11 protein-coding genes are annotated in these 16,630 nt (G+C 60.8%); 10 read left to right on the top strand and 1 reads right to left on the bottom strand.

Annotated features, from left to right (window positions below; genetic code table 11):
- Positions 1–3: 3 nt before the first annotated feature.
- The 10 genes from J3P90_RS04935 to J3P90_RS04890 all read left to right on the top strand — a co-directional run bounded on the left by J3P90_RS04935 (position 4) and on the right by J3P90_RS04890 (position 13,665).
- Positions 4–1,173, top strand: coding sequence for a PilZ domain-containing protein (locus tag J3P90_RS04935; RefSeq protein WP_420765391.1), 1,170 nt, complete (start codon positions 4–6; stop codon positions 1,171–1,173).
- 15 nt (positions 1,174–1,188) lie between these two features.
- Positions 1,189–2,694: an alginate biosynthesis TPR repeat lipoprotein AlgK gene (gene algK / locus J3P90_RS04930; RefSeq protein WP_420765392.1), complete on the top strand. Its 1,506-nt coding sequence runs from the start codon at positions 1,189–1,191 to the stop codon at positions 2,692–2,694.
- Positions 2,695–2,699: 5 nt separating this feature from the next.
- Positions 2,700–4,184: an alginate export family protein gene (locus J3P90_RS04925; protein WP_434676544.1), complete on the top strand. Its 1,485-nt coding sequence runs from the start codon at positions 2,700–2,702 to the stop codon at positions 4,182–4,184.
- A 26-nt stretch (positions 4,185–4,210) separates the two neighbouring features.
- Positions 4,211–5,803, top strand: a complete 1,593-nt coding sequence (gene algG / locus J3P90_RS04920; RefSeq protein WP_420765393.1) for a mannuronan 5-epimerase AlgG — start codon at positions 4,211–4,213, stop codon at positions 5,801–5,803.
- 12 nt (positions 5,804–5,815) lie between these two features.
- The gene (locus J3P90_RS04915) at positions 5,816–7,267 is read left to right on the top strand and encodes an alginate O-acetyltransferase (protein ID WP_434675904.1); all 1,452 of its coding nucleotides are present in this window, start codon (positions 5,816–5,818) and stop codon (positions 7,265–7,267) included.
- Positions 7,268–7,290: 23 nt separating this feature from the next.
- Complete coding sequence (locus J3P90_RS04910; protein ID WP_420765417.1) at positions 7,291–8,415, top strand: mannuronate-specific alginate lyase; 1,125 nt, start codon at positions 7,291–7,293, stop codon at positions 8,413–8,415.
- Positions 8,416–8,628: 213 nt separating this feature from the next.
- On the top strand, positions 8,629–10,194 hold the full coding sequence (locus J3P90_RS04905; protein WP_434675903.1) for an MBOAT family O-acyltransferase: 1,566 nt from the start codon (positions 8,629–8,631) through the stop codon (positions 10,192–10,194).
- Between the two features lie 11 nt (positions 10,195–10,205).
- Positions 10,206–11,381 (top strand): alginate O-acetyltransferase, encoded by a 1,176-nt coding sequence (locus J3P90_RS04900; RefSeq protein WP_434560489.1) that lies wholly within the window; start codon positions 10,206–10,208, stop codon positions 11,379–11,381.
- Positions 11,382–11,395: 14 nt separating this feature from the next.
- Entirely contained in the window at positions 11,396–12,061 is a 666-nt protein-coding gene (locus J3P90_RS04895) for an alginate O-acetyltransferase AlgF (protein WP_420765397.1), read from the top strand.
- A gap of 152 nt (positions 12,062–12,213) precedes the next feature.
- Positions 12,214–13,665: a mannose-1-phosphate guanylyltransferase/mannose-6-phosphate isomerase gene (locus J3P90_RS04890; RefSeq protein WP_420765398.1), complete on the top strand. Its 1,452-nt coding sequence runs from the start codon at positions 12,214–12,216 to the stop codon at positions 13,663–13,665.
- A gap of 91 nt (positions 13,666–13,756) precedes the next feature.
- On the opposite strand, the gene J3P90_RS04885 is transcribed toward J3P90_RS04890, so the two are convergent.
- Complete coding sequence (locus tag J3P90_RS04885) at positions 13,757–16,627, bottom strand: RHS repeat domain-containing protein (protein WP_434675902.1); 2,871 nt, start codon at positions 16,625–16,627, stop codon at positions 13,757–13,759.
- Between the last annotated feature and the right edge of the window lie 3 nt (positions 16,628–16,630).

The raw sequence follows: 16,630 nt of genomic DNA, 5'->3' as shown, positions 1-16,630 counted from the left end.
CCTATGAACACCGCCGTGAATGTCAACGTAGTGCATGAATCCGAAGCCCAACGCCAACACGCCCGGGTCAAAATCCCGGCCAAGTTGCGCTTCTTCGGCCCAGACCGTACGCCCATGGAAGTCAAGGTCCTGGACCTGTCGGCCGGTGGGCTGTGCTTCAACGCCGGCCAGATGCCGCTCAAGGTTGGCGAGACGTACAAGGCCCGCCTGCAGTTCGTGATCGACAACCTTGGCCTGGCCATGGATGTGGAGCTGCAAATCCGTTCCCACGACCGCCAGACCGGCCGCACCGGTTGCCAGTTCCAGAACCTGGAGCCGCGTGACATCTCGACACTGCGCCATATCATCACCTCGCACCTGGCCGGCGACATCGTGGGCGTCGGCGACGTGCTGGCGACGTTGCAACGCGACAACTTCACCAAGGCCCGCAAACAGAAAGATGACAACGGTGGCATGAGCGCCTTCGGCCGCCTGCGCGCCGTGACCTTCAGCCTGGGCATCTTCATTGTCGGCCTGGCGGCGTTCGGTTTCATCTTCAAGTCGGTATACGGCATGTACTTCGTCAGCCACGCCCAGGCCGGCATCGTCAACGTACCGGGCATGGCCATCACCATGCCGCGCGACGGCACCGTGCAGAGCCTGGTCAAGGCCGACGGCCTGGCCGCCAAAGGCGCTCCGCTGGCGACTTTCAGCACCAGCATGCTGGACGTACTCAAGGGTCACCTGGACGACAACCAGCTGCAGCCGGCCAAGGTTGAAGAGCTGTTCGGCAAGCAAATGACCGGCACCCTCACCTCGCCATGCGACTGCATCGTGGCCCAGCAACTGGTTTCCAACGGCCAGTACGCCAGCAAGGGCGACGTGATCTTCCAACTGGTTCCACGTGGCGCCGAAGCCAACGTTGAAGCGCGTTTCTCCTATCGCCAGTTCGGCGACGTGCGCCCAGGTACACCGGTCAGCTTCCAGGTGGCCGGCGAAGACACCACCCGTACCGGCAAGATCGTCAGCAGCACCAGCCTGAAAAGCGCCGACCTGTCTTCCGATATCCGCGTGCTGATCCAGCCCGACGAAGCCCTCGACAGCGCGCTGGCCGGCCGTCCCGTGGAAGTCGTCAGCGATCGTGGCCCAAGCCTGAACTGGCTGATCGACAAAGCCATGGCCGTTGGTCTTTAAGTCGAGGATATGCCCGTGATCACTCCACAAAACAACAATGCGCCGCGTTCCCTGTGGGAGCGAGCTTGCTCGCGATGGGATCGACGCGGTCTGTCTGAGACTCCGAGCAGCCTGCATCGCGAGCAGGCTCGCTCCCACACAGGCTATGCGTTGTGTGCCCTGGCACTGGCCGTCAGCCTGGCCGGTTGCGCCGGCCTGCCCGACCAGCGTCTGGCCAACGAAGCCCTCAAGCGCGGCGACACGGCGTTGGCGCAGCAGAACTATCAGCAACTGGCAGACCTGGGCTACAGCGAGGCCCAGGTGGGCCTGGCCGATATCCAGGTGGACAGCCGCGACCCCGAGCAGATGAGAAAAGCCGAGGCGACCTACCGCGCCGCCGCCGATATCTCGCCGCGCGCCCAGGCTCGCCTGGGTCGCCTGCTGGTGGCCAAGCCCGGATCCACCGAGGCTGAAAGACACGAAGCCGAAGGCCTGTTGAAAAAAGCCTTCGCCAACGGTGAAGGCAATACCTTGATCCCGCTGGCGATGCTGTACCTGCAATACCCCCACAGCTTCCCGAACGTCAACGCCCAGCAGCAGATCAGCCAATGGCGCAGCGCCGGCTACCCGGAAGCCGGCCTGGCGCAGATCCTGCTCTACCGCACCCAGGGCACGTACGACCAGCACCTGGACGAAGTGGAAAAGGTCTGCAAGGCCGCCCTGGCGACCACCGATATCTGCTACGTCGAATTGGCCACGGTCTACCAGAAACGCGGCCAGCCGGAACAACAGGCCGAGCTGATCAAGCAGATGCAAGCCGGTCACGCCCGCGGTGTGGTCTCGGCCCAGCGTGTAGACAGCGTCGCCCGCGTCCTGGCCGATCAGAGCCTGGGCAAGACCGACGAGAAAACCGCCCAGTCGTTGCTCGAAGGCATCGCCCCCGGCTACCCCGCTTCCTGGGTCAGCCTGGCGCAGCTGCTTTACGATTTCCCCGAGCTGGGTGACGTCGACAAGATGATGCAGTACCTGGAAAACGGCCGCGCCGCCGACCAGCCGCGCGCCGAGCTGTTGCTGGGCAAGCTGTATTACGAAGGCAAGTGGGTGCCCGCCGACGCCAAGGTCGCCGAGGCGCACTTCCAGAAAGCCGTGGGCCGTGAAGTGGCGGCCGATTATTACCTCGGCCAGATCTATCGCCGTGGTTATCTGGGCCAGGTGTACTCGCAAAAGGCTCTGGACCACCTGCTCAAGGCCGCCCGCAACGGCCAGAACAGCGCCGACTACGCCATTGCCCAGCTGTTCTCCCAAGGCAAGGGCACCAAGCCCAACCCGGTCAACGCTTACGTGTTCAGCCAGTTGGCCAAGGCACAAAACACCCCGCAGGCCACCGAGCTTGCCCAGACCCTCGAAGCACAATTACCGCCGGAACAACTTGCACAAGCGCAACGCCTGCTACAACAAGAGCAGGCCATTCGCGGCGCCATGAGCCCCGATACGCTTGAACTGCAAGCCCTAAAAGAAGATGACGGCGAGGAACCTCTATGAAGCTTTTGAAGCTCAACCCTTTTGTACAGGCTGGTATTGGCCTGTCGTTTGCCCTGCTGTGGTCCTGCCCGACCCTGGCGGCGCTGACCGAAAGCAAGAATTTCGGCCTGGAAGTGAAGATCACCGGCCAGTCCGAAGATGACCGCGACCTCGGCACCCAGAGCGGTGGCGACGTCAACGGTATCGGCCTGGACCTGCGCCCTTGGATCTATGGCGAAAGCGGTAACTGGAGCGGCTACGCCATGGCCCAGGCCGTGACATCCACCGACATCATCGAGACCGACACGCTGCAGCAGTCGGATGACGCGACCCAGCAAACCGACAGCGGTGATCGCGAAGCCGAAAAAAGCTACCTGGCAATGCGCGAATTCTGGATTGGCTACAGCGGCCTCACGCCTTATCCGGGCGAACTGTTGAAGTTCGGTCGCCAGCGCCTGCGCAACGACGACGGGCAATGGCGCGACACCAACATCGAAGCCCTGAACTGGACCTTCGACACCACCCTGCTGCGCGCCAACCTGGGCGTGGCCGAGCGTTTCAGCGAATACCGCACCGACCTCAAGGAACTGTCGCCCCAGGACGAGGATCGCCTGCACGTCTACGGTGACGTGGCGTACCAATGGATGCCAGGCCAATGGGCCGGGATCCGCGCGCACCACACCCATGACAACGGCAGCCTGGACTACCCGACCCCGGGCGAAGCCACCGACACCCTGGACAAGACCCAGAACGGTGACCTGACCTGGCTCGGCCTGGAAGCCAACAGCGATGCCTACAACTGGCGCAACACCAACACCGTCAATTACTGGGCAAGCATCACCGGCATGACCGGCGACCGCGACACCGTCAACCCGCTCGACGCCGACGGCACCCGCCCCGCGCAGCTCAAGCGCAGCGACGACGTTGACGGCTGGGCCACCGACCTGGGTATCCGCCTGCGTCTGGATCCGCAATGGCAAGTCGGTGCGGCCTACGCCCGCGCCAGCGAGGACTACGAGCAGAACGGCCTGCAGAGTAACCGCTCGAACTTCACCGGCACCCGCTCGCGCGTCCACCGTTTCGGCGAGGCCTTCCGTGGCGAAATGGCCAACACCCAGAGCGCCAGCCTGTTCGGCTCCTGGCAACTGCGCGACGAATACGACGCCAGCCTCGTGTACCACAAGTTCTGGCGCGTGGACGGCAACAAGGCGGTGGGCAGCAACGGCATCAATGCCGTGCAAAACAACACTGACGACGTGACCGGCGCCATCTTGTCCACCTCGACCCTGCCGCTGCGCGACGGCGAGAAGGACCTGGGCCAGGAAGTCGATCTGGTGGTCACCAAGTACTTCAAGCAAGGCCTGTTGCCGGCTGCGCTGAGTCAATCCATAGATGAGCCGTCGGCGCTGGTGCGCTTGCGTGGCGGCGTGTTCAAGCCAGGCGACGCCTACGGCAAAGAGGTCGATTCGTACATGCATCGTGCCTTTGTCGACGTGATCTGGCGCTTCTGATGCGAACGGCCATGGGAGTGCCCGATATGAACCGCTACCTCAGGAACAGCCAGGCGATGAAAGGTTCGATCAGCCTGTTGGCCGCAGCGATGCTGCTGGCCGGCTCATCGGCGTTCGCCAACGTTGAACCGGCGGTCAAGCCGGGCAACGTGGTCAAGGAGCTGCAACGAGCCAAGACCTACACCGTCAGCAGCGCGCCGACCGCGCCGCTGGAACTGGCCGCGCCAACCCTGCCCGACCTCAAGGGTTATACCGCCGAAGCGGTCGCGGCGAAGATCGTGCGCAGCAAGCCCGGCAAAGTCAGCGTGCGCCGGATGATGCAGGAAAACGCCTTGAAGGACTTCATCGGCGGCGACAACAAGATGGCCGAGTGGGTGGTGCGTCAGCACGGCATCCCGCAGGCCATCTTCATCGACGACGGTTACATGAACCTCAAGGACCTGGTCAAGAAAGTGCCTAAGCAGTACCTCAAGGAAACGTCGCCAGGGGTGTTCCTGGCGCGAATTCCGATTGTCGTGGGCGAAAAAGGCATCCTGGAAATCGACAAGCAGACCCAGGAACTGCGCCTGTCCCAGGAGGGCGGCTCGTTCCTGGTCAACGATGGGCACATGTTCATCCGCGACACCAAGGTCACCGGCTGGCGCGAAAAGGACAACGGCCCCGCCACGTTCCGTTCGCCCAACGAGTTCCGTCCGTTCCTGCTGTCCTGGGGTGGTACCGAGACCTACATCGTCAATACCAAGATGGCCAGCTTCGGCTACGCCAACAGTAAGTCGTACGGCGTGAGTATTTCCCAGTACACGCCGAACATGGCCAAGGTCCTCAAGCGCCCGGAACCGACCGGCTGGATCATCGGTTCCGAGTTCTCGGACATGTGGTACGGCTTCTACTGCTACGAAACGGAAGACTTTGTGATCAAGGGCAACACCTACAAAGACAACATCGTCTACGGCATCGACCCCCACGACCGTTCCCATCGGCTGATCATTGCCGACAACACCGTTTACGGAACCAAGAAGAAGCACGGGATCATTATTTCCCGTGAGGTCAATGACAGCTTCATCTTCAACAACCGCAGCTACGACAACAAGCTCTCGGGCGTGGTGATCGACCGCAACAGTGTGAACAACGTGATCGCCTACAACGAGATCTACAAGAACCACACCGACGGCATCACGCTTTATGAGAGTGGTGACAACCTGTTGTGGGGCAACAAGGTGATCAGCAACCAGCGCCACGGCATCCGGATTCGTAACAGCGTAAACATCCGACTGTACGAAAACCTGTCCATGGCCAATGGCCTGACCGGTCTGTATGGCCACATCAAAGACCTGTCCGACACCGACCGGGACATCAAGCTCGACCCGTTCGACACCGAGGTGTCGCTGATCGTGGTCGGCGGCGAACTGGCCGGCAACGGCAGCGGCCCGCTGTCCATCGACTCGCCTTTGAGCGTCGAGCTGTACCGCGTGTCCATGCTCGCGCCGACCAAATCCAGCGGCATCAGCTTCACGGGGATCCTGGGCGAACGCCAGGACGAAATCCTCGACCTGCTGGTGCGCCAGCAAAAAGCCGTGCTGATCGACCCTGTTGAAAGCCAGACCGAATTGCGGGACTGAGGAATGACCTTTATGAACCCACACATGATCAAACTTCTGGGCCTGTCCGCCCTGACCGCCGGCATTCTCGCCGCCGCAAGCGGCGCGCGCGCCGATGAAGTCAAAGCACCGACCTTTACCGCCGAACCTTGCTGCAACCTGTGCCCGGCTGCCCATGACGCGAAAAACTACACCACGCGCTACCAGCAGAACTTCACCACGCTGGTCCAGGCCCAGGGCGATTGGCTGTTCCGTACCCAGGAAGACCTGCGCACGGAGTTCAACACCACGCCGGCCGGCTACAAGCGCATGCAGCAGTTGCACGATGCGTTCAAGAAAAAAGGCGTAGAACTGGTGCTTGTCTACCAGCCGACCCGGGGCCTGGTGAACCGCAACAAGCTCAACCCGCAGGAAAAGGCCGCCTTCGACTACGAGAAGGCGCTGACCAACTACAAAACCATGCTCGGCCGTTTCGCCCAGATGGGTTACGTGGTGCCGGACCTGTCGCCGCTGACCAACGAAAACCTGCCCGAAACCCTGCCGGCCCATGATTTCTACTTCCGTGGCGACCAGCACTGGACCCCGTACGGCGCCCAGCGCACGGCGAAGATCGTGGCCGAGAAGGTCAAGCAGATCCCGGCATTCGCCGACATTCCCAAGCGTGAATTCGAGACCAAGAAGTCCGGCCGCATGGGCAAGACCGGCACCCTGCACAACATGGCCGGGCAACTGTGTGGCACCAGCTATGCGATCCAGTACATGGACCAGTTCACCACCGAGCCCAAGGGCGAGGCGGGCGATGGCGACCTGTTCGGCGATGCGGGCGACCCGCAAATCACGCTGGTGGGCACCAGTCACAGCGGCAAGAACTACAACTTCGCCGGGTTCCTGCAAGAAGCCATCGGCGCCGACATCCTCAACGTAGCCTTCCCGGGCGGCGGTTTCGAGGGTGCGATGATCCAGTACCTGGGCAGCGAAGAGTTCCAGAAGAACCCACCGAAGATCCTCATCTGGGAATTCTCGCCGCTGTATCGCCTGGACCAGGAAACCATCTACCGCCAGATGATGGCGCTGCTGGACAACAACGGTTGCGAAGGCAAGCCGGCATTGATGAGCAGCAAAGCCAAGCTCAAGCCGGGCAAGAACGAATTGATGGTCAACAGCAAGAATATGGACCTGCGTAACGGCAGTCACCAGATCGACATCCGCTTCGCCGACACCTCGGTGAAAACCTTGCAAGCCACCCTCTGGTACATGAATGGGCGCCACGAGGACATCAAGATCGAAAAACCGAACACCTCCGAAACCGACGGACGTTTCGCCTTCCAATTGCGCACCGACGAAGACTGGGCCTCGCAGAACCTGCTGGCTGTCGAAGTCCAGGGACCCGAAGCCGGTAAAGAACCACTGCAAATCGAAGCGAAAGTCTGCAAACGCAATGCATCTCCGCAAGCCGAGCAACAAACGGCTCAAATCGGACAATGAGGTCTCGTCTCATGACCAGAACCATGCGCACCCGAACGTTGAAAACGCTGCTGGCTCCGTCCCTGCTGACCCTGGCGATGTTCGCCGGGGCCACGCAGGCCGCGGCGCCACTGCGCCCGCCACAGGGCTACTTCGCACCGATTGAAAAGGTCAAGGAAGGCGACGGCGGCAAGGGCTGCGAGGCAGTGCCGACGCCATACACGGGCTCGCTGCAGTTTCGCAGCAAATACGAGGGCTCCGACAAAGCTCGCGCAACGCTGAACCTGCAATCGGAAAAAGCCTTCCGCGACAGCACCGCCGACATCACCAGGATCGAGCGCGGCGTGAGCAAACAAGTCATGCAGTTCATGCGCGACGGTCGTCCCGAGCAGCTTGAATGCACGCTGAACTGGCTGACCGCCTGGGCCAAGGCCGATGCGCTGATGTCCAAGGACTTCAACCACACCGGCAAGTCCATGCGCAAATGGGCCTTGGGCAGCATGGCTTCGGCCTATGTGCGCCTGAAGTTCTCCGAGTCGCGCCCGCTGGCGAACCATCAAGAACAGGCGCAACTGATCGAAGCCTGGTTCAGCAAGATGGCCGACCAGGTGGTCAGCGATTGGGACAACCTGCCGCTGGAGAAAATCAACAACCATTCGTACTGGGCCGCCTGGTCGGTCATGGCCACGTCCGTGGCGACCAACCGTCGCGACCTGTTCGACTGGGCCGTCAAAGAATACAAGGTCGGCGCCAACCAGGTTGATGCCGAGGGCTATCTGCCCAACGAACTCAAGCGCAAGCAACGCGCCCTGTCCTACCACAACTACGCCCTGCCACCGCTGGCGATGATCGCCAGCTTCGCCCAGGTCAACGGCGTGGACCTGCGCCAGGAAAACAACGGTGCCCTCAAGCGACTGGGTGAACGAGTGCTCGCCGGGGTGAAAGACCCGGACATCTTCGAAGAGAAAAACGGCGAAGAACAGGACATGAAGGATCTGAAGATCGATTCGAAATTCGCCTGGCTCGAACCGTTCTGCAGCCTCTACACCTGCTCCGAGGACGTGCTGGAACGCAAGCACGAAATGCAACCGTTCAAGACCTTCCGCCTCGGCGGGGACTTGACCCGGGTGTATGACCCTTCGCGGGAGAAAGGCGAGAAAGGTAGTTAAGACTCAACACATTTGCTGTGGCGAGGGAGCTTGCTCCCGCTGGGGTGCATAGCGCCCCCAAGCCTGACGATGCGACTGCTTCGCAGCCGAGCGGGAGCAAGCTCCCTCGCCACAGGTAAGCAAGCGTTCGAAATGCAATAACCCCCCGGTTTTCATGGGGGGGTTTGGGGGGGCTCTGGCCCTTGACTGTTGATTCAACAAGGAGAGATCGGGATGGTATTTTCATCCAATGTGTTCCTGTTCCTGTTCCTGCCGATCTTTCTCGGCTTGTACTACCTGAGCGGGCAACGCTATCGCAACCTGCTGCTGCTCATCGCCAGCTATGTGTTCTATGCCTGGTGGCGCGTGGACTTCCTGGCCCTTTTCGCCGGTGTCACCCTGTGGAACTACTGGATCGGCCTGAAAGTCGGTGCCGCCGGCGTGCGCACCAAGCCGGCCCAGCGCTGGCTGCTGCTCGGCGTGGGCGTGGACTTGGCCATCCTGGGCTACTTCAAGTACGCCAACTTCGGCGTGGACAGCCTCAACGCGATCATCACCAGCTTCGGGCTCAACCCGTTCATCCTGACCCACGTGCTGCTGCCGATCGGCATCTCGTTCTACATTTTCGAGTCCATCAGCTACATCATCGACGTGTATCGCGGTGATACGCCGGCCACGCGCAACCTGATCGACTTCGCGGCATTCGTGGCGATCTTCCCGCACTTGATCGCAGGCCCCGTGCTGCGTTTCCGTGACCTGGCCGATCAGTTCAACAACCGCACCCATACGCTGGACAAATTCTCCGAAGGCTGCACGCGCTTCATGCAGGGCTTCATCAAGAAAGTCTTCATCGCCGATACCCTGGCGGTGGTGGCGGACCACTGCTTCGCTCTGCAGAACCCGACCACGGGCGATGCCTGGCTTGGCGCCCTGGCGTACACGGCGCAGCTGTACTTCGACTTCTCCGGCTACAGCGACATGGCCATCGGCCTGGGCCTGATGATGGGTTTCCGCTTCATGGAAAACTTCAAGCAGCCCTACATCAGCCAATCGATCACCGAGTTCTGGCGTCGCTGGCACATCAGCCTGTCGACCTGGCTGCGCGATTACCTCTACATCACCCTGGGCGGTAACCGCAAAGGCACGCTGATGACCTATCGCAACCTGTTCCTGACCATGCTGCTCGGTGGTCTGTGGCACGGCGCGAACATCACCTACGTGATCTGGGGCGCGTGGCACGGGATCTGGCTGGCGATCGAAAAAGCCGTGGGCATCGACACCAACCCGCGCAGCATCAACCCGATCCGCTGGGCACTGACGTTCCTGCTAGTGGTGATGGGCTGGGTGATCTTCCGCGCCGAGAACCTGCACGTCGCCGGCCGCATGTACGGCGCGATGTTCAGCTTCAACGACTGGTCGCTGTCGGAACTGACCCGCGCCAACCTCACCGGTTTGCAGATCGCCACGCTGGCGGTGGCCTACATCACCCTCGCCTTCTTCGGCCTGCGGGACTTCTACACCAACCGTCCGCCGGTCAAGGCCAAGCCTGAGGTGAGCGCCGAAGCCAATGGCCCGGCCACCGCGCAACCGGGGCTGATCAAAGCCGTACCGGGCGACAACCCGTCGACCATCCATGAACCTGGCTACACCGTGGGCCTCGAAGCCCAGGTGCAACCGGCCTACTGGACCGTGGACTGGTCACGCTATGTGATGCGCGCCCTGGTACTGCTGTTGTTCATCGCCTCGATTCTCAAACTGTCGGCGCAAAGCTTCTCGCCGTTCCTTTACTTCCAGTTCTGAGGGATCCGGACATGACCCGCTCATTACGCATCTTCTACGTCGCGCTGTTTATGTTGATCCTGACGGCGCTGGGTATCTGGTCGATGCGCAGCTTCCTAGGCTTTAGCACCAACCCCGATGCGACCGTGCTCAACGGTCGCTGGGCCAAGGCCGTGGAAACGCACTACGACGATGAATTCCCGATCAAGCGCCTGGGCACCAACATCTGGGCCGCGCTGGACTACAAACTGTTCAACGAAGGCCGCAAGGGCGTGGTCCTGGGCCGCGACCAGTGGCTGTTCAGCGACGAAGAGTTCAACCCGATCGTCAACGAAGAGCAGAACCTGCAAGGCAACTACGCGCTGATCGAAGGCGTGCGCCAGAAGCTCAAGGAACAAGGCATCACCCTGGTCATGGCGATCGTGCCCGCCAAGGCGCGGCTGTATCCCGAGCACCTGGGTGAAGTGAAGCCGTCGAGCATCCACGCCAACCTGTACCAGGACTTCCACGCCCGCGTGGCGACGGACAAGATCCTCGCTCCTGATCTGCTCGGCCCGCTGCAACAGGCCAAGCAGAGCGGCCAGCAGGTGTTCCTGCGCACCGACACTCACTGGACGCCGGAAGGCGCGCAAATTGCCGCGGAACATCTGGCCAAAGCCATTGCCGAACGCACACCACTGAATGGCGAACCACAGCGTTTTGTCACCGAGCCTGCGGAGAAGATCATCCACAAGGGCGACCTGCGTCAGTTCCTGCCGCTCGATCCCCTGTTCGAAAACCTGATGCCGGCCCAGGAGCCGCTAGTCAAGCGCAACACCCGCGAAGCCGACGACCAGCCGGCCAGCGATGACGCGTTGTTCGCCGATGCCCAGGTGCCCGTGGCCCTGATCGGCACCAGCTACAGCGCCAACCCCAACTGGAACTTCGTCGGTGCTCTCAAGCAAGCGCTGCACAGCGACGTCGTCAACTACGCCGAAGACGGCCATGGCCCGATTCTGCCGATGCTCAGCTACCTCAAGAGCGACGCCTTCAAGAACAGCCCGCCACAGGTGCTGATCTGGGAGTTTCCTGAACGTTATCTGCCCGTGAACAACGAGATCGGCGACGCCGATCCGCAATGGGTCGCCGAACTCAAGCAAGCCGGCACCCGCCAACAGAACGTAGCTGCTAACACACAATCCGAGACGCCCGACCGGGCGCAAAACTGAAAGAGAGGTCCATCATGACTTTCAACACTACTCCTCGTCGTCTCGCTGCTCGCTCCTTCAAGGCCGTTGCCCTGGTCGCCAGCATGAGCGCCCTTTCCTTCTCAGCCTTCGCCGGTGACTCGGCCCTGTATGGCCCTGTCGCGCCGAAAGGCTCGAGCTTCGTGCGGGTCTACAACGCCAGCAACGCCGAAGTCAGCGCCACCGTCGGCAGCACCAACATCAGCGACGTGGCCCCCTTGGCCAGCAGCGACTTCAGCTTCATGCCTGGCGGCGACTACAGCGCCAAGGTAGGCAGCCAGACCGTACCGGTTAAACTGGCCTCCGATCACTATTACACCCTGGTCAACAACGCCAGCGGCCAGCCACAACTGATCGAAGAACCACCGTTCAAGAACAAGCAGAAATCCCTGGTCCGCGTACAGAACCTCAGCGACAAGAAGCTGACCCTCAAGACCGCCGACGGCAAGACCGACGTGGTTAAGGAGGTAGCGGCCAAGGGCCGTGGCGAACGTGAAATCAACCCGGTGAAGGTGTCCCTGGCTCTGTACGAAGGCGACAAGAAAGTCGGCGATGTGAAGCCAGTAGCCCTTGAGCGCGGCGAAGCGGCCGTACTGTACGTGACTGGTTCTGGCAGCAGCCTGTCGCCTGTCTGGGTCAAGCGCCCGGTGTCCACCCGCTGATGAGTTTTTCTGACTGACGCTTCACCTGTGGGAACGAGCAAGCTCGCTCCCACAGGACACAGGTGTCATTCGGATACGGAACAAAAACAAGAGAGTGAAACGACAGAACGCAGTAGCTCTAAAACCATTTTTGCTTCAAAGGAGTAACAAACATGATTCCGGTGATCTTGTCAGGTGGTAGTGGCTCACGTCTTTGGCCGCTTTCGCGCAAGCAATTCCCTAAACAGTTCCTGGCCCTGACCGGCGAACACACCCTGTTCCAACAGACCCTCGAGCGCCTGGTGTTCGAAGGCATGGACACGCCGATCGTGGTCTGCAACAAAGAGCACCGTTTCATCGTCAACGAGCAGCTGTCCGCCCAGAATCTGGAAGCCCAGCGCATCCTGATGGAACCGTTCGGTCGCAACACCGCGCCGGCCGTGGCTCTGACCGCGATGATGCTGGTCAACGAAGGCCGCGACGAACTGATGCTGGTACTGCCGGCGGACCACGTCATCGAGGATCAGAAAGCCCTGCAACGCGCATTGGCCCTGGCCACCGTGGCGGCCGAGCGTGGCGAAATGGTGCTGTTCGGCGTCCCGGCCACCAAGCCGGAAACCGGCTACGGCTACATCAAGTCGACCAACGACGCCTTGCTGCCTGAAGGCGTGAGCCGCGTGTCCCACTTCGTCGAAAAACCCGACGTCAAGCGCGCTACCGAGTTCGTCCAAGCCGGCGGTTACTTCTGGAACAGCGGCATGTTCCTGTTCCGCGCCAGTCGCTTCCTCGAAGAGCTGAAGAAACACGATCCGGACATCTACGACACCTGCCTGCTGACCCTTGAGCGCAGCGAGCAGACCGCCGACACCATCACCTTCGACGACGCCACCTTCGCCTGCTGCCCGGACAACTCCATCGACTACGCGGTAATGGAAAAAACCCAGCGCGCCTGCGTGGTGCCGCTGTCGGCGGGCTGGAGCGACGTCGGTTGCTGGGCATCGCTGTGGGAAGTCAATGCCAAAGACACCAACGGCAACGTCACCAAGGGCGACGTCGTGGTCCAGGACAGCCGCAACTGCATGATCCACGGCAACGGCAAGCTGGTGTCGGTGATCGGCCTGGACAACATCGTCGTGGTCGAGACCAAGGACGCCATGATGATCGCCCACAAGGACAAGGTCCAAGGCGTCAAGCAGCTGGTCAACACCCTCAATGCCCAGGGCCGCACCGAAACCCAGAACCACTGCGAGGTCTATCGTCCGTGGGGTTCCTATGACTCGGTGGACATGGGCGGTCGCTTCCAGGTCAAGCACATCTCGGTCAAGCCGGGCGCGTGCCTGTCGCTGCAGATGCACCACCATCGCGCCGAACACTGGATCGTGGTCAGCGGCACCGCTGAAGTGACCTGCGACGAGAACGTGTTCCTGCTGACCGAAAACCAGTCGACCTACATCCCGATCGCGTCGGTTCACCGCCTGCGCAACCCGGGCAAGATCCCGCTGGAAATCATTGAAGTGCAGTCTGGTAGCTACCTGGGCGAAGACGACATCGAGCGCTTCGAAGATATCTACGGTCGTTCCACCCCACTGGAGCGCGGCGTGTCGGTGAAGACTATCGCCCAATAAGATCAGCAACGATCAGCCAGACAAGAAGCCCTCATCCAGCCCACTGCGTCCCCTATCCGCAGTGGGTTGGGTGGGGGCTTTTTTTGCCTGGTCACATTCTCAGAGGTCTTCGATTCTGCTTGGCAAAGTCTTGCCATTTTGACATTGATGAAGCTGACAATTTTTTCAGCTTCCCTGTTCGAAAGTACCCATTTTCCAAGTCGGCACGCGTTAGATGGCCAGAGTCAATCATATATTTAGCCATGTTACCGCCCCAATGCAGGTATCCATTATTCCCACTTGTAAAGTAGCCGGTCTTGTAGACTCTACCGGGAAACATTTCAGTAAAAATCTCATTGGCGAAATAGTCCGTTACGTATTCATCATAATTACCGTGCGCCACAGTCATATCAGTTACCGCCTGAAGACCTACATGTTCAAAGGAGGAAAAATGCAGACTTTCGTGAATGATGGTCGATATGATTTTATCCGCATCAATCTGACCGTTATTCGAATAATCCGGTGCGGCCGCCACCATATAAATCCGCCCGTCGGGTGCCGTCCATGCGGGAGCTCCAAACTCATTAAACTCTCCGTCTGGACTCATTCGCCTATCCGCACTCATCAATGTATTAAGTCTATGCTGTGAAACTTGCTCTAAGGCAATTACCTGTCTTGGCAGCTTGAACCTATCGCTTATCTTCCTGGAAAGCTCAGCAAGATCCACATAATTTTCTACGTTCCACGAAGCTGTGGGCTCATAATCCCGCACCTCAGGAGGCGCTAAGTTAATGGGCGAAAATATTTCGCCCTGCTCCGGTGGACGAGCCACTGATAAAGCGGATGACGCGCCTGCCGCAGGTGGGGGCGGAGGGCCCGGCGCTAAAGGCGGTGGCGGAGGAGGCCCCGGCGCAGAAGGCGGTTGGGGAATAACTGATAGCGGCATGAACGGGGGAGCACTGGGTATAAACGGTGTTGTGCCTCCTTTATCACTCGCCGCCTCTTCCTTTATGCGCCCATCCGTATCCACAAATGTCAGCGGATTGTTTCCCACCATCGCGTATAGATTCAAACCGTCCACCGCCCCCGCCGGATCCGGATTAACCCAACGCTGCAACCACGGGACGTAATAACGAAAGCCATAGTAATAAAGCCCCGTTGCATCCCGCTCCTTGCCTGAATAACGAACGGTCTTATAGCCCACCTCAATCGCATTTTCCCCAGCCGAATAGGCCGTCTCGCCAAAAGGATAAAAATGCTCACGGCTGATAATCCGCCCATCAAGGGCGACCTCCAGGCCGACCGAGCCCAGATGATCGGCAACGCTGAACCGGTAAGCGTCGTTCTCTCCGGTCGGCGGCGTACTTTCCCAATGCAGGACCCGAACCTCGCTGAGCCCGCCCTGGGCGACGATCACTTGCAATGCCTCGCCCGTGCCGCTGTCGGCACGCAACTCCAGCCCCGGCAGATATCGCACCTCGGCAGCCAGCGTGCGGGTGCCGGTCTGCAAGGTGCGAAGTTTGCGCGCCCGTTGTCCGCCGCCGTCGTAGACATACGCTTCGCTGTCGTTGAGCCCCGAGTCGCGCTCGATGGGCGTGACCGACCTCAACTGGTTGCGCAGATCCCAGGCCAGGAACCGACCGGCGTCCAGCTCCAGGCAATTGCCCTGTGCATCGAACGCGGCGGCGATTTCATCCTCGGTGGGCGGCACGCCGTTGCGGTAAGGCAGGCAGCGATTGCTGTGGCGAGCCGCTTTGATTTCCCGGCCATGGCTTTGGGCGCCGACGTGAGTCAGCTCCAACAGGTTGCCAGCCTCGTCGTAGCGGTAGGCCTGTCGGTAATTGCTGACCGCCGCCGGGTCGTTGCGTCCCACCGAATCCGGGCCCTGGTTGACCGTTCCCGCCTCCCAACCCGTGGCTTCGATCAGTTGGTAAAGACTGTCGTACGTGAAGCGGCTGATCGGATCGATGCGCTGGTTGGCGAAGTAGCGGATCGGCAGGATTTGGTCTTCGATGCCCAGCACATTGCCCACTGGGTCGTAGTCGTAGCGCAAATGTTGCAGCACATGGTCGGCACGCATGGCTTGGCGTTCCGACAAGCGTCCGTCCTCTGGGTCATACGTGAGTGAAGTCAGCACGCCGTTGCCGGCTGTTTCCTGCTCGATTTGTCCTTGGGCGTCGTAGCGAATGTCGCTCACCAACGCCTGCCAATCGTCTTGCCCCTCCAACAGCAATTGGCTGCCTGACAGCCGGCCATCGAGCGTAAGGCCTTGCCGTTGTCGATTGCCCCTGGCGTCGACCCGCTCCAGCACATCGCCCAACGGCCCAACGCGCCACGTCGAAACGGCGCCGTCTCCCGGCTCCAGCAGGTGCTCGCGATCGCCCTCGGCTTCCGGCCAATCGGGCAGAGCCGCATCGAGGATGAAGCGGCGCTCCTGCAGGAGGTTATGCCCGGTCAAGGCAAAGGATGCCAGTGACAAGGTGCCCGCCGTGTCGTCGTGGCGGATCAATTGCCCGTACTGATTGTGGTCCTGATCGCCCTGGCCCGGAGAGCCATACGTCAGGCGTTCGGTACACCGGCGCGGCTGCCCGCTGCCTTGTTCGAACACCGCCACGGGGCGAAGCAGTTCGTCATGGAGCAGGTCGCGCTGCGTCCCTCGGCTGTCCCAACCCAGTAGAACTTCACCGGCGAGACCCGACAGATCGGTTTGCCGGCCGGCATCGACGCTGTCTGCCTGCAGCGTAGTGCCGGACAGCGAATAAACCGCTGAAAGATTGGCGGGCGTCGATTCGCCCGTTTCCTGCAAGGCCCACAAGCGTGGATCCCACTGTTTCAACGTGTGCCCAGCCACGTCAAAGAGGCTGCGGTTGATGCGCCGCTGCGCGGGGCTATCCGCACGGCTGCGGCAATAGCCAATCGAACGAACCGGCAAGCTACGCGAGTCGACAGCGATTAACGTCGGCGTTCGATAATCCATGCCCATCAG

The organism is Pseudomonas sp. D3-10 (genome assembly GCF_051132175.1).
GTDB lineage: Bacteria > Pseudomonadota > Gammaproteobacteria > Pseudomonadales > Pseudomonadaceae > Aquipseudomonas.
This window is presented reverse-complemented; position numbering and strand designations above follow the sequence as displayed.

Bases quoted from the DNA above. Each gene is read 5' to 3' on its own strand.
- J3P90_RS04890 (WP_420765398.1), top strand. From the start codon at position 12,214: ATGATTCCGGTGATCTTGTCAGGTGGTAGTGGCTCACGTCTTTGGCCG.
- J3P90_RS04895 (WP_420765397.1), top strand. From the start codon at position 11,396: ATGACTTTCAACACTACTCCTCGTCGTCTCGCTGCTCGCTCCTTCAAG.
- J3P90_RS04910 (WP_420765417.1), top strand. From the start codon at position 7,291: ATGCGCACCCGAACGTTGAAAACGCTGCTGGCTCCGTCCCTGCTGACC.
- J3P90_RS04915 (WP_434675904.1), top strand. From the start codon at position 5,816: ATGAACCCACACATGATCAAACTTCTGGGCCTGTCCGCCCTGACCGCC.
- J3P90_RS04885 (WP_434675902.1), bottom strand. From the start codon at position 16,627: ATGGGCATGGATTATCGAACGCCGACGTTAATCGCTGTCGACTCGCGT.
- J3P90_RS04935 (WP_420765391.1), top strand. From the start codon at position 4: ATGAACACCGCCGTGAATGTCAACGTAGTGCATGAATCCGAAGCCCAA.
- J3P90_RS04900 (WP_434560489.1), top strand. From the start codon at position 10,206: ATGACCCGCTCATTACGCATCTTCTACGTCGCGCTGTTTATGTTGATC.
- J3P90_RS04905 (WP_434675903.1), top strand. From the start codon at position 8,629: ATGGTATTTTCATCCAATGTGTTCCTGTTCCTGTTCCTGCCGATCTTT.
- algG (WP_420765393.1), top strand. From the start codon at position 4,211: ATGAACCGCTACCTCAGGAACAGCCAGGCGATGAAAGGTTCGATCAGC.